The sequence below is a fragment of the Bacillus bruguierae genome (genome assembly GCF_037104725.1).
Lineage (GTDB): Bacteria > Bacillota > Bacilli > Bacillales > Bacillaceae_G > Bacillus_A > Bacillus_A bruguierae.
On sequence record NZ_JBAWSX010000009.1, the window covers coordinates 140,782 to 155,465 of the forward strand.

The 14,684-nt window shown below is 33.1% G+C and carries 10 protein-coding genes and 3 pseudogenes; 12 read left to right on the top strand and 1 reads right to left on the bottom strand.

Features of this window, described 5'->3' with window-relative positions; all coding sequences use genetic code 11:
• Positions 1-116: 116 nt before the first annotated feature.
• From WAZ07_RS15940 to WAZ07_RS15965, 6 genes and pseudogenes are all read left to right on the top strand, one after another.
• A pseudogene (locus WAZ07_RS15940) lies at positions 117-1,249 on the top strand (IS4 family transposase); the annotation flags it as partial.
• 628 nt (positions 1,250-1,877) lie between these two features.
• Positions 1,878-2,534 carry an N-acetylmuramoyl-L-alanine amidase family protein gene (locus WAZ07_RS15945; RefSeq protein ID WP_336473243.1) on the top strand — a complete coding sequence of 219 codons (657 nt, stop codon included), beginning with the start codon at positions 1,878-1,880 and terminating at the stop codon, positions 2,532-2,534.
• 325 nt (positions 2,535-2,859) lie between these two features.
• Positions 2,860-3,704, top strand: a pseudogene (locus WAZ07_RS15950) (peptidoglycan-N-acetylglucosamine deacetylase).
• Positions 3,705-3,720: 16 nt separating this feature from the next.
• Entirely contained in the window at positions 3,721-4,380 is a 660-nt protein-coding gene (locus tag WAZ07_RS15955; RefSeq protein WP_336473244.1) for a YkyA family protein, read from the top strand.
• A 97-nt stretch (positions 4,381-4,477) separates the two neighbouring features.
• The gene (locus WAZ07_RS15960) at positions 4,478-5,167 is read left to right on the top strand and encodes a response regulator transcription factor (RefSeq protein WP_336473245.1); all 690 of its coding nucleotides are present in this window, start codon (positions 4,478-4,480) and stop codon (positions 5,165-5,167) included.
• A complete protein-coding gene (locus tag WAZ07_RS15965; RefSeq protein WP_336473246.1) occupies positions 5,164-6,963 on the top strand; it encodes a sensor histidine kinase in 1,800 nt (599 codons plus the stop codon). The genes WAZ07_RS15960 and WAZ07_RS15965 overlap by 4 nt, the downstream gene beginning before the upstream one ends.
• Before the next feature lie 325 nt (positions 6,964-7,288).
• On the opposite strand, the gene WAZ07_RS15970 is transcribed toward WAZ07_RS15965, so the two are convergent.
• Positions 7,289-8,233: a nucleoside hydrolase gene (locus tag WAZ07_RS15970; RefSeq protein ID WP_336473247.1), complete on the bottom strand. Its 945-nt coding sequence runs from the start codon at positions 8,231-8,233 to the stop codon at positions 7,289-7,291.
• 850 nt (positions 8,234-9,083) lie between these two features.
• Between WAZ07_RS15970 and WAZ07_RS15980 the strand changes: the two genes are divergently transcribed.
• From WAZ07_RS15980 to WAZ07_RS16005, 6 genes and pseudogenes are all read left to right on the top strand, one after another.
• Positions 9,084-9,989, top strand: a complete 906-nt coding sequence (locus WAZ07_RS15980; RefSeq protein ID WP_336473248.1) for an ABC transporter ATP-binding protein — start codon at positions 9,084-9,086, stop codon at positions 9,987-9,989.
• 2 nt (positions 9,990-9,991) lie between these two features.
• Positions 9,992-10,717 (top strand): ABC transporter permease, encoded by a 726-nt coding sequence (locus tag WAZ07_RS15985; protein ID WP_336473249.1) that lies wholly within the window; start codon positions 9,992-9,994, stop codon positions 10,715-10,717.
• Between the two features lie 14 nt (positions 10,718-10,731).
• The gene (locus WAZ07_RS15990) at positions 10,732-11,445 is read left to right on the top strand and encodes an ABC transporter permease (RefSeq protein ID WP_336473250.1); all 714 of its coding nucleotides are present in this window, start codon (positions 10,732-10,734) and stop codon (positions 11,443-11,445) included.
• Between the two features lie 179 nt (positions 11,446-11,624).
• Positions 11,625-11,939 (top strand): annotated as a pseudogene (locus WAZ07_RS15995) (hypothetical protein); the annotation flags it as partial.
• A 1,200-nt stretch (positions 11,940-13,139) separates the two neighbouring features.
• The gene (locus tag WAZ07_RS16000; protein WP_336473251.1) at positions 13,140-13,808 is read left to right on the top strand and encodes an O-methyltransferase; all 669 of its coding nucleotides are present in this window, start codon (positions 13,140-13,142) and stop codon (positions 13,806-13,808) included.
• Between the two features lie 175 nt (positions 13,809-13,983).
• Positions 13,984-14,631, top strand: a complete 648-nt coding sequence (locus tag WAZ07_RS16005; RefSeq protein ID WP_336473252.1) for a TetR/AcrR family transcriptional regulator — start codon at positions 13,984-13,986, stop codon at positions 14,629-14,631.
• Positions 14,632-14,684: the final 53 nt, after the last annotated feature.

Consider the following 14,684-nt stretch of genomic DNA (forward strand, 5'->3'; position numbering starts at 1 on the left):
GGGATAACCATGGGGTATTACCCCATCGCTATCAAGCTAACAAAACAAAATTCCCCCTAAAATGAAAAAATACGCTATTTTTTCTGTAGAATCATAGGAAAGGATGGCGTTTTTGTATGTCAATTTCTGTATCTGATGAATTACAACTATTTGCTCAAGAAATTCAAAGCTTTTTATCTCCTAATATCTTACGAAATCTTGCTAGAGATGTTGGCTTTGTGCAACGAACAAGTAAGTACCAAGCCAAAGATTTAGTCGCTTTATGTGTATGGATGAGTCAAAATGTCGCTACGACTTCTTTAACTCAGCTATTTAGCTGTTTAGAAGCGTCAACAGAAGTTCTCATCAGTCCTGAGGGACTAAATCAACGATTTAATAAAGCGGCCGTTCAATTTTTACAACACATATTAGCCGAACTTCTAAACCAAAAATTAGCCTCATTTATACCGATTTCTTCTCCATTCACTTCTGTTTTCAAGCGTATTCGGATCCTGGATTCCACCGCATTTCAACTTCCAGATATCTTTTCATTCGTTTATCCAGGTGCAGGAGGGTGCAGTCATACAGCTGGGATGAAAATTCAACTTGGGTATGACCTGTTAAGCGGACAGTTCCTACATATTCATACAGGTCCAGGTAAACAACATGATCGAACCTACGGCTCTCTGTGTGTCCCAACTATAACAGCGAATGATTTATGTATCCGAGATTTAGGTTATTTTCATTTGAAAGATCTTCAACATATACAAGATAAAAAGCTTACTATATCTCTCGTATCAAGTCGAATACACGTATTTATCAAAAAAATCCCACCCCTGATTACTTTCAAGATGGAAGAATTAAGAAAGGTACAGAGTATATACAGATAGATATGGAGGTCTTAATGAACTCTCTTCAGCCAGGAAAAACATGTGAAATATCCGAAGCCTATGTAGGAATGACTGATAAAGTACCCACTCGTGTGATTGTACATCGACTAACAAAAGAACAACAAAAAAAACGATTACAAGATCAAGCTGTAAGAGAAAAGAAGAAAGGAATGAAGTATTCTCCTCGTAGTAAACGACTCAGTGGTATCAATGTATATATGACAAATACCCCTACAGATATTGTCCCGATGGGGCAAGTACATGATTGGTATTCTTTACGTTGGCAAATCGAAATTTTATTTAAAACGTGGAAATCATTCTTTCACATTCATCATTGTAAAAAGATAAAACGAGAACGATTGGAATGCCATTTGTATGGACCACACCAAAGCTATGCAACCTATAACGGTTCTGGCATTGATAAAGCCTTGGTTAGTTGATAAATTTAGATGATTGTACAAACGGGTAAGAAAGGAGTATTTCAAGGTTGTATAAAAAAATCTAAATCTACTTTTGTTCAGCAATCGGGCGCGATTGCGGAGCAATACTGATAGAAAATGATTAAGCTTTTTATAAAAATAAAACGTAAAACTGCTAGTTAAGAATCCATTTTTCAAAATGGATTCTTTTTATTTATTAAAAAATAATCAAGAGCTTTTTCACTTTCTGTACATAACAATTTTTAAAAGAACTGCATGTTATCTGCATTTAATCTTTACATGAAACCTATACCATATCAGTACATCCAGAAGGCGTTGCAAGATTTATCCCGCTACTTTAGGGCAGTAAGACCCCCACCTCAAAATTTAGAGAAAGCGAAGAAGATAGGTGGGGGATAACTGCCCGTAAGAGCCCGATTGGTGATGGAAGTTTCACTTTATAGATGGTTAAGGAAATTTAGTACTTGCATTTATATTTGTAGGAGTTTCAAACAATTATGATTAACCAAGTCTATTAGATTGTAATGATAGTAGTCAAAAATAAGTTGGCCAAGAGGAGAAGCTTTTCATGAACAAAAAAACAATTATATATCCTATATTGACATTTATAAGTTTTGCATCGGTTTATTTTTTATTGAGTTTAAAAGTAACAGGAACTAGTTCTGAAGAGGTGTTATGGAAAGAAGAACAAGTTCAAAGAAAAGTTATAGTCATAGATCCAGGACACGGAGGAAATGACCCTGGATCTATTGGACAAAAAGGAACAAGAGAAAAAGATATAACCCTCAAAACAGCTAAGAACATTCAAAAAAGGCTTGAGGAAGAGGGAATGACTGTAATATTAACGCGTCCAGATGACACGTTTGTATCATTAAAAGATCGCGTTGCTATTGCTGAAAATAAGTCGGCAGATCTCTTTCTTAGTATTCATTATGATGGTTTCACAACTAATGATGCAAAAGGAGTAACAACTTATTATTACAAAGGAGAACAAGCACTAGCGGAAACCATACATGAAAATTTGTTCAAACATATACAAGCAAAAAATAGAGGTGTAAAATTTGGCGATTATTATGTATTACGTGAAAATCAAAAACCATCAATTTTACTTGAGCTAGGTTATATTACAAATCAAGAAGACGAAGAACGAATGAATTCGCAGGAGTTTCAAACAAACGTAACTTCTGGAGTTGTTAGCGGTATTATAGAATATTTCAAAAGTTAGTAGTTTAATTAAATGGGAAAAATAATTTAAGACGAAATTCACTCTCTATATACAAGTTAAAAAACGACATAAAAATCCCTTTCTTTTTAGAGGGGGACGAGAGCATATGGCTGTGCATAGAAGCGGTCAGGGCCTTTTTCTGCCAAATACAAAGTTTAAAACAATGGGGGAAAGCAAGTACAGGCCATGTTGTGTTCTGCATAGCAGTAACTTATATGTTGAAAAACTAAAATGGATTTGTATATATTTAAAGTTTTCATTTCAGTAAATAAAATTATTTCATTGAAATTTTAAAAATAAAGATTACTAGAAAGGACATAATAGAATGTTTACAAAAGGACTAAAAATAGCAGTCATTATTTCAATATTTGCTTGTATCACACTAGGTTTTTTTATGTTTCAATCTTTTACATCACCTGCAAAGGGAGTAATGAATCAAGAAAATGTTGTTCAGCTTGCAAGTGAACAAACAAAAGTAGAAATGAAAAAAACGTTGTTCAGCTTGCAAGTGAACAAACAAAAGTAGAAATGAAAAAAACGGCACCAGATGAATACAATGGTCAGGTTCGTAAAATAGCATACTTAACATTTGATGATGGACCAAGTGTGTTTCAAAAAGAAATCTTAGATATCTTAAAGCGTAATAATATAAAAGGAACGTTCTTTATGATTGGTGGAAACATCCCAGCTCATAAAGAAAGTGTAAAGCGTTTAGTAAATGAAGGACACTACCCAGGTGTTCATAGTATGACACATAATTATGGAAAGTTGTATACGCAAGGCAAATTTGTCGAAGAAATGCAACAAGCGCAGGATATCATGAAAGAAGTAACTGGAGTTCATCCAAAGCTTGTTCGTTGTCCGTATGGGAGTATGCCTGGGCTTACAGAGGCATTACGAGATCAAATGGTAGCTGCTGGTATGAAAGAGTGGGACTGGACAATAGATTCTTTAGATTGGCAGTTCCCAGGAAATCCGGATGCTGTTGTTCAAAAAACAATTTCTCAAGTTAGCCAAAATCGTGAAGTCATTTTAATGCATGAAAAATCACAGACAGTGCAGGCGTTGCAAAGAATTATTGATGATCTTCGTAACAAAGGTTATGAATTTGAAGTGTATGATGAATCCTCTCATTTCCCATTAAACTTTTGGAAGGATAATCGTATCTAAGTAGGAGGAATTGCAGATGAGATATAGAAAACAGGCATTTATAATAGCATTATCAGTATTCTTGTTGTCCGGATGTTTAGGACAAAAAGCAGAAGAAGAATTATATATGGCATTTGAAAATGCTGCAAAACAGGAAAAGGAAATGTTTGAGGATACGAAAACATTAGCAGCATTAGAAAAGCAAGGCCAAGAGTTATATACTCAAATTACACATGAGGGAAAAGAGAATAATCAAGTAGTAAAAGAAAAGTTAGATCAAGCTGTAACAAATATACGTGATCGTGAAAAAATATTAGAGAAGGAGAAAATTTCCTTAAGAAATGCAGAAGAAGAAATGAATCCTGTTGATAAATATATAAAGAAATTAGAAGATAAGAAGCTACAAGAGCAGGCTGAAAAAATTAAAGAGACATATAAAAATCGGGCTGATTCTTTCGATAAATTTCATCATAGTTATAAACAATTATTACAATTAGAACAAGAACTGTATAGAATGCTACAAGCGAAAGATGAAAAACTAAAATCAATTAGTGAGAAAATAAAAACGATCAATCAATCTTATGAACAAATTCATTCAGAAAAGGATAGATTTAATAAATACACTAATGAATATAATCAGGAGAAAGTAGCTTTTTATAAACAGGCAAATATTAAAATGAAAGAAATAAAAAAATAAAACGATTGTAAAAACGAAGTTCATTTCGTTATTCTTGATATTATGCAATAGGTTGTTGGTCTATTTGTTGTTGAATTAAAAAAAGGAGCAGTAGGATATGTCTAAAAACATTTTAATTGTTGAAGATGAAGATATTTTACGTGAAATTTTGAAGGATTATTTTTTAAATGAACAATATAAAGTATTTGAGGCAAGTGATGGGAAAGAAGCCTTATCCTTGTTTGAAGAAGAAGAGGTTCATTTAGTTATTCTTGATATTATGTTACCAGAATTAGATGGTTGGTCCGTTTGCCGAAGGATTCGTAAGACATCTCAAGTGCCAATTATTATGCTAACAGCACGTGTTGATGAAGATGATACGCTACTTGGATTTGAATTAGGGGCAGATGATTATGTAACAAAGCCATATAGTCCACCTATTTTGTTGGCAAGAGCAAAACGATTGCTTGAAAACCGAAAGCTTGTAAGTAAATCTCCAAGTAATGATAATGACACGTTATCTATTAATGGGATTTATGTTCACTTTCCATCGCGTATCGTTACTGTAGATGGGATTGATATTAATCTGACACATACAGAGTTTGAGATATTAACGTATCTTATGAAGAACCAAGGGATTGTTCTGACAAGGGAACAATTGATTACAAAGATTTGGGGCTATGAATTTGTTGGTGATGATCGGACCGTGAATAGCCATATTCGTAATTTGCGAAATAAATTAGGAGACAAGGCGAAGTATATTACGACTGTTGTTCGGATGGGGTATAAATTTGAGGGGGATGTATGAGAAGAGGTATTGTACTAAAACTATTTATCCTTACGGCAGCCTTATGCATGTTAATTTTAGCAACAATTTTTATTGGACAAACGATATTTTTTAAAAAATATTATGAGAATCGAAAAGTGAATAATATTCAAACAAATATGACCTCTTTTGAGAAATCGTATTTAAGTAATCATAATACAGAAGCAATTCAAAAACTTGAACAAGACTTTTATCGAGAAAATAATACGTGGATTACAACAGTAGATTGTTATGGGAATTTAAGGGGTTTGAATGATTTTTATTTAGAGGTGAAGTTAGATCGTGCTTCACAAAATGAATTGGGAAAAGCAACCGTTACAATTCCCTTATATAATCTTTTGAACATCGATGAGATTGAACATGAAGAGATATTTCGTAAGCCAGGTACAAAAGTCTCTCTTTTTGGGATTGAGAAAGATGATACATTTATTCCGTCTTCAATTACTATGGCAAATGGAAGTTTAAATTGGACAAATAAAACACTTAATAAGAAAATGAATGAAATTAATTTGGAAATAAAAAAGGGCAATAAAAAAAAGAGCGAAGTCCCTTATGCTTTTTTTACAGGTAGCATTGTGAAACTTCAACTTCCTGATAAAACGGCGGGAGACAATGCAATTTATAAAAATAACTTATTTATGGAAAGTATAAGAGAGTTTCAAACGGATTTGTTGTTAAATGAAAATCAACAGACACAAGACTCCTTACAAATAAATGACTATGAAAAAAATGATATAAAATATAAATTATTAATTAAACCGATAAAAGAAAAAGATGGCTCGTTGACCTATATATTCGCGATGGCTTCCTTGCAGCCGGTAGATGAAGCTGTACAAATGGTAAAAGATTACTATGTATATCTCATTGCATTTGTATTGGTTCTTATTTTTCTTGCTTCCTTTTATTATTCAAAACAGATTGCCAAACCTTTATTACGAATAAATGATACAACGAAAAAAATTGCACGTTTAGATTTTTCGGAAAAGATTCCAATTACTTCAAAAGATGAGATTGGTGATTTATCACAAAATATTAATATGTTATCTAATACACTACATTCACATATTGAACAATTGGAACAAGACATCGAAAAAGAAAGAAAATTAGAAAATACACGGAAAGAGTTTATTTCAGGTGTCTCACATGAATTGAAGACGCCACTAAGTATTATGAAAAGTTGTATTTCTATTTTAAAAGATGGAGTAGCAGAGCACAAAAAAGAATATTACTTTCAGGCGATGGAAAAAGAAGTGGATAAGATGGATATGTTAATTTTAGATATGCTGGAATTAGCTAAATTTGAATCTGGTACATATAACATGAAGATGGATTCTTTTTATATTGATGAGATGATTGAGGAAATATGTGAGCAGCTCTCATCAGAGATAGAGAAAAAAGAACTTCATGTTTACAAATATGTATATCCAGCTGAAGTTATTGCCAATCAAAACCGTATTGAACAAGTAATTGTTAACTTCATTACGAATGCAATTCGCTATACACCAGAAAAAGAAGATATTATTATTTCTACAATAGACGAGCAAAATTGTATAAAAGTTTGTATCGAAAATAAAGGTGCCCATATTGAAGAGGAACAAATAGATAAAATTTGGGAACGTTTTTACCGGATTGATACAGCTCGTCAACGCTCACAAGGTGGAACGGGGCTTGGACTTGCTATTTCCAAGAATATTTTAGAACTTCATAAAGTGGAATATGGAGTAACGAATACGGTAGATGGTGTGTTGTTTTATTTCTATTTACGGAAAAAAGTGTAGAATTTCTTTGAGTCCACTGAAAAAGTTTATATTCTTTAAACAAGTGAAGGCTTTCTCGATGAAATCGAGGAAGCCTTCACTATTTTCATGTGTAATAGTTGTACTAATTCTAGGTGGTGACCCGAATGTTTTATTTAGCGTATATTTTCGTTGAGGGAGTACTTCAAAATCTTAACTTGATGGGCATGCGGCAGCACCTCGTTAACAAGAAAAACCCAAGTGCAGATAATTCCGATTCATCTTTTTATGAACGGTGTGTCTGTGTTTTAAACCAACATGTGACTTTGATATAATGGTATTTCACAGTCCTATATAAGATTTTTCGCTAAAATAGTTCACCAGTCATTACAGTCATAAATTCCTTAAAAAACTGTTCGTAATTCATCTGTATTGCAATCCTATGTTTTGGACGATTACCAAATGTTTCGGGTTCAAAAGTGGATCTAAAATCCCCTATGCTTTGTCCTCGTAAAGTCTCAAGTACATTAACCATTACAGACGATTGATAGTATGTAAAAATATCATCACGATTAAGCGCAATCAAAGTCAGCACATCATGAACTGGACTACCTTGTATTCCAGGAACTTTTTTTTGATAAAATTGATAATAGTAATAGTCTAAAAGAGGCTTTAAAAACTTAGTTTTTCCTTTAGAGTGAATATAATTGACCATTTCTGGTGTTACAATAGCCAGTTGTGTAACATTCAAAGGATAAATTGATAAATTTTTTGCGTATCTCATTACAATATTAGCCGCTACAGGATCACCATAAAAATTAGCTTCTGCAATTGGAGTAACATTTCCCGGATATAGAAAAGCTCCCCCCATAATATAATAAGAATGGACATTTTTCATCACATCTTCATAAAGGAGAAATAAGGTTGCAAGAGAAGTTAACCTTCCAGTATTCACGATAATTAGTTCATTTTTGTATTGTTCAATAAGTTTAAGAACTTCAAAGAAATTCTCAAACATTTTAAGTTCTAGTCCTGGATGAATGGGCCCTATCCCAAACGCGCCGTGAACTTCTGGATAAAAAGTTTCAACCTCTGCAGTCATGGAATGTTCCGCCCCGCCAAAAACTTCTATATATTCTTTTCCGACACTTTTAAGTAAAAAACGAACATTTCTAATCACTTCTGTTTTGGGGACATTCCCATAATCCGCAACAATTCCTATCACATCAATTTTATCTGTTAAATGTGCATATGTAAGAGCTATCGTATCATCAATTCCAAAATCTCCAAAAAACAATACTTTTTTTCCCATACACTTTTTCTCCTTAACTTTAGTGTTAGCCTTTTAAATTATTGAGGATAATTAGGGGTTAATAAGATTGTTCCTATACCTTTTTGTAGCCATGTGTACAAATAAAATGAAACTTCCATCAGTGGAGAGTTTTTTCATCTCCCACTGATGGAAAGCCCGCCCAATCGGGCACATGCCAGCAGTTATCCCCCACCTATCTTCTTTAGAAAAGCAGAAGCGGCTCGCTCAGAATCGTCGGAGGGGGCGAAACGACCGGAGATTCTAGCCGCTAGAGCTGGACAATGAAGAAAAGTGGAAGTGGCTCGTCCAGAATGTGAGGGGGATGGAGCTTCTGACGTAGAGGTGTATTTTACCTCGTAGGAAGAAGCGAAGCCACCGAACATTCTAGCCACTGGAACTGGACAATACTCTCTCCGAATCTTGAGGTGGAGGTCTTACTGCCCACGAATAGCGGGATAAATTAATTTAGTTAGCATACACTTTCGGGAAAAGAGAACAAATTCCTTTTGTATGAAATGAAATAACTAGAGTTAGTATAGTCATATGGACACAACTTAGTTAATTCCTTACAATGGGTTGTAAGAAGGAAAAAAATGTAATGAAGAATTTTAAAAAATAGTGGTTGAATTATATTATTCAGGACAATTTGTAAAAGAATTAAGCAGCGATTATGGCATGTCAGGAGTAACAGTTTATAAATAGATTAAAACATATTCTCGTATCACATTAGTGGATAAAGATGAAATGATGCTAGAAGATCTAAAACGAATGAAAAAGAAAGGAATGAAATAAAAAAAGCTATGGCTATATTCGCGAGAAAATAAAAGATTAGGAAAGAGAGAGAAACAAAATGAAATTAGCAATTCAAACTAAAAATTTAACAAAGTCTTTTGCAGATCAACCCATTGTAAGGGATTTAAACCTATCTGTTCCTGAAGGAAGTTTATATGCTTTTATTGGACCAAATGGTGCAGGAAAAACGACAACTATGCGAATGTTATTAGGATTAATTCCATCAGATAAAGGAACGGTATTATTTAATGATAAAGATATAAAAGAATGGAAAGAGGAATTATTCGAAAATGTCGGTTGTTTTATTGACTCACCTACCTATTATCCTAATTTAACAGCATATGAAAACTTAGCATATGTACAAAAAATGATTAATAAACCCTTAGATGATATAGACAGAGTATTAAAGACTACAGGGATATATAAAGCAAAAGATAAAAAAGTTAAAAGTTTTTCTTTAGGAATGAAACAGAGGCTAGGTATTTCGTTTGCTATTCTCAATAATCCTAAAATATTGATTCTTGATGAGCCAACAAATGGATTAGACCCAGAGGGAGTACATGAAATAAGAAATTTATTGCTTCATTTAGTAAAAAATGAGGGGAAGACTATTTTTATTTCTAGCCATAATTTAGCTGAAATTGAAATGATAGCAGATCACATTGCATTATTAAATAGGGGGAGTGTAATCTATGAAGGGAAATTAGATAGTATTATTACTTCGGGAGAGTATATCGTTCATATTAATAATACGGATGCTACAGAAAGGATATTAAGTAACGAAGGCATACCTTATAGTATAGAAAAAGAAGGGGTATTTAAAATAGTAATCAATCAAGATGGTGTTCCTAATTTAACCAGAATATTAATTAGAAATGATATAGATATTTTTGAAGTTAGCCCCAAAAAACAAACATTAGAAGAAGTATTTTTATCTTTAACTAAACAAAAGGAGCTTTTATAATCATGCAATTTATCATTAAAAGCCTAAATGGCGAGATGAAGAAAATTGGTGGGAGAAAATTATTATTACTTTCTTTGCTTTTTTCATTATTATCAAGTTTTTTGTGTATAAGTTATTTTATGTATAACAAGAATCATCCTGACATGTTTCAACCCAAAAATCTTATAGCACTTACAATGAACTTTAATACACTAACGTTAATCATTTTTTCTGCTTGTATGTGGTATTTTATCATTTCTTCGGAAAATAAATATGGAACTTGGGCCATTATTTATACTAAGCCTATTTCGAAATTTAAATTATTAATATCTAAAAATTTATTGTTTCTGCAGTTCTATTTCGTCTTTACTATTTTTAATTTTTTAATTATAGGTATTTATACTTGTTTGAATCAATATGAAATATCAATGCCCTATTTTTTAAAAATGATGATACTTTGTACTTTTTTATCCTTAACAATACCATATTCGCAATTGCTATTTCATCTAATTATAAAAAAAGGGATTCTTGCCGCGTCTTTGTCAGTTATTTGGATTTTCCTTATCGTAACATATGGATTGTTCCCTGTAATATTCACAAAGATATTTCCAATATTTTATGCATTTAATATAGTAAATGACTTAGTTTTTAAAGAAACAACTATTTTATTGTATCTCGCAATCTCTTCAGTATATATTCTAGGGATAATGTTATTATCTGTGAGTTTTAAGTATTATACATATGAATAATAAAGGGTGAAAAAATGGGTATTATAGGTGAATATAAAAAAAGTCTTAACAATGGATTGTATATCCTGCTACTCGTATTTCTTTTGATGCCAATTAGTTTTCAAGTCTTTCTAACATTACTTGCCCAATTAAAAGATGGCATTGCAATGTATATAGCGATTATGAGCCTTTTTTGTAGACTATTTTTACCTATTTCTATAGGTCTATTAGTATCATTTTCTTTTGTAAACGAATTTAGAAGAAAAGGGTATATGTCCGCTATTTATCATGGGATCACTTTGAAAACTATATTAATTAATAAGTTTTTGTTTTGTTTAATAACTATTTTTTGCTATTTAATATGTGCTTTAATCATAACTAGCTTACCAATAGTATTAACAGTAGATAATCCCGGCACTGTTTATCAAAGTGTAAGTTTATCTATACTTTTTATGGTAATTAGCTCTTTAATTATAGTTAATCTTCATTTTCTAATAAATATAATATTTTATAAAATACCATTACTTTCATTAATAGTAGGGTTTATAGGTGGGCTCGGAAGCTTTTTTATCTCCTCGACAAAGTATTGGATACTATTCCCTTGGTCATACCCAGTTAGAAGTCTTTATTTTGATAGTATCGAAATGGAATATTTGTATATCATTGTAATTGTATGCTTCTTATCGTTAATAATTTGTATAGTTACGTTGTCTATTTTATATAGTAAAAAATCAATGAGATGGAATTAAATTTATATTGTAATTGTTTCATAGATCAAATACAAAGGTTCTTTCCGTTGAAAATCCACTTTTTATATGGACAAATATGCAATCTATTGAATGCTTATTGAATAAAATATAGAGAAGTTGTACAACCCTACATTCTTTTGTTTTTTACTATAATCTAAGCTTAAAGGAGGTGAATGGTTTTGTCTTTTCCGAATATCCCTAATATAACACCGCGAATTTCGATTACTACAGCCCAGACTGTTCCATTGCTTTTGGCTTCCATTGCTTTAGAAGAATTAGCTTTAGCTCATATTGTCAACGCTGAGGCTGAAAAGCTTCAATTTGTTCTCGGAACATTACCGTCAGGAAGAACACTTTCTCCTCCTGTCGTTTCGTTATCCAATCTTCTTGCTATCGACTCAAGTGTTCAAAGAACACTTCGTGACGTTATCAAGAAGGAAATGCTCTTGGAATTCAAATTCGAAAATGTTCTGGATTTATTAGCAACTGTACCTCCTACTCCTCCATCCACAGTAACTGTTACATTGAATGCTGATCTAACTACGATATGCGCTTCTGGAACAGGGCCTAATACTTCGGTTCTTACTGGTCAAGTGTTGGTAGATGGAAGTCCCCCTCCAGCAGGTACACCTGTTTCCTTTACAGTATCTGCTCTTGGTACCGTATCCCCTAATCCTGCATTTACAGATGCGCTTGGCAACTTTAGTGCCATTTTCACAGCTACTGACGGACCTGGGATGGCAGCTGTTATCGCTACTGCTTTCGGAGTAAGTAGTACTCCTGTCACTATTACTATTATTAATAACTGTAATGTCTTAGCTGCCTTTACTTTCGGTCCTCCTGGGGTTACAGTATGTTCTTTTGGAACAGGACCTAATACTACAACTCTTTCTGGTCAAGTGTTAGTTGATGGAGGTGTACCCGTTGCTGGTATTCCTGTTTCATTTTTAGTAATGCCTCCTGCTTTGGGGACGGTATCTCCTACTTCTACTACTACTGATGCTTCAGGAAACTTTTCCACAGTTTTCACAGCTATTGATGGGCCTGGGATACCAACTGTTATCGCTACACTTCCTACTTTTGGAGCAACCATTAGCATTCCTATTAACATTATCAACTGTTCAGGGTAACTATGATTTTATCTATTGTTGTATATGTATTGAATGATTCCATAAAAGAATTTACTACTCCTACTTTTTCTAGACAGGTATTGATAGATGATAGAAATAAAACAAGCTGAATGAATAAAATGTCACCTATAGAATATATAAATACAAATTAAAAAATCGACATAAAAACCTTCTTTCTTTTTAGGCGGGCGAGAGGATCTGGCCGTGCATAGAAGCGGTCAGGACCTTTTCCTGCCACATGCGAGGTTTAAAACAAAGGGAGCAAGCAAGTGCAGGTCATGTTGTATTCTGCATAGCAGCGACTTATATGTTGAAAAATTAAAATGGATATATAGACACTTAAAAAAGTCTATTCTATAGGGGATTTCTTGTATGATAGGAGAAAAATTAGATTGGAGAAATATATTAAAAAGGGGAAATTCGTCGTTAAATTATAACCTTTTTTTCAATTTTGAACGAAGTATACTAAATAAAGAATAGGAGAGAACGACTTTAAGAAGAAACCTAAATAATAGAATTGGAATTAGTTAGTTAGGAATACATATAACAAAGGAGCGAATTATAATGGAAGATTTACAGAAATGGATTGAAGTGGATGCATATATTACAAAGCAGTTATTACCTGCAGATGAAACTCTTGAGAATGTATTGGAAGCAAATTCTAAGGCAGGATTACCTGCAATAGATGTTGCTCCGAATCAAGCAAAATTCCTTCACTTACTAGCGCTAATAAAAGGAGCGAAAAGAATATTAGAAATTGGAACATTAGGAGGATATAGTACGATTTGGCTGGCACGAGCTTTACCAGCAGACGGGCGTTTAATTACGCTTGAATCAGAGGTATATCACGCTGACGTTGCAAAATCAAATATAGCCAGTGCGGGGTTATCCAATTTAGTAGAAGTACGAATTGGACCTGCTCTCGAAACATTGCCGAAATTACATGATGAGGGAGTCGGCCCATTTGACTTCATTTTTATTGATGCAGATAAACAAAACAACTCGGAATATGTAAAGTGGGCACTCAAGTTATCTCGAAAAGGTACAGTAATTATAGGGGACAATGTGGTTCGCAAAGGAGAGGTAGTGAACGCTTCTAGTACTGATTCTAATGTTCAAGGAATTCGTTGCTTTTTTGATACTCTTGCATCTGAATCACAACTATCTTCAACGGCAATACAGACTGTGGGAAGTAAAGGATATGATGGATTTGCGATAGGAGTAGTTTTGTAATAATTGGTGAAAAAGGAGCATAATAAATTGCTCTTTTTTGTTTACGGTTATAAGGGTTTTTATGTTTTTAGTCAGTTATATACAAGAAATATGGATACAAAAAATACACTTTTTTATATATTATACATATAATTACATTAGACCGGTAGTCGGTCTAATTGAAAGGAGCTAATGGATGCGAATTGTAAAAGAGCATGAAGAACGCAGAAATGAAATTTTAGATACCGCAGAAAAATTGTTTGTTTCTAAAGGATATAGGAAAACGACCGTAAACGATATTCTGCAGGAAATCGGTATTGCAAAAGGAACATTTTATCATTATTTCAAATCAAAAGAGGAAGTAATGGATGCTATTATTATGCGAATTATAGATGCAGATGTAGCGGCAGCAAAAAAGATTGCTTCAGATCCTAACATCCCTGTACTTGATAAATTATTTCATATTTTAATGGCACAAGCACCAAAATTTGGGGGAAACAAAGAAAAAATGATTGAGCAATTTCATCAACCAAGTAATGCTGAAATGCATCAGAGAAGTTTAGTTCAGTCTATTGTACATTTAACACCTGTTTTGACGGAGGTGATTAAGAAAGGAATCAATGAAAATGTTTTTGTGACAGATTATCCACAAGAAACAATAGAATTTTTACTAGCTTCTGCACAAGTAATATTCGATGAAGGGTTGTTTCAATGGCAGCCTCACGAAGCGATGCAAAGAGCAAAGGCGTTTATTAACATGATGGAGATGACTCTTGGTGCTAAAAAAGGCAGTTTTGATTACATTTTAGATATTTTAATGGGACAGTCTGAAAATGGCCAATAAGATCACGGGAAAATGTAGGGCAAGTTTCTTCATAAATATTAATATACTTGTCT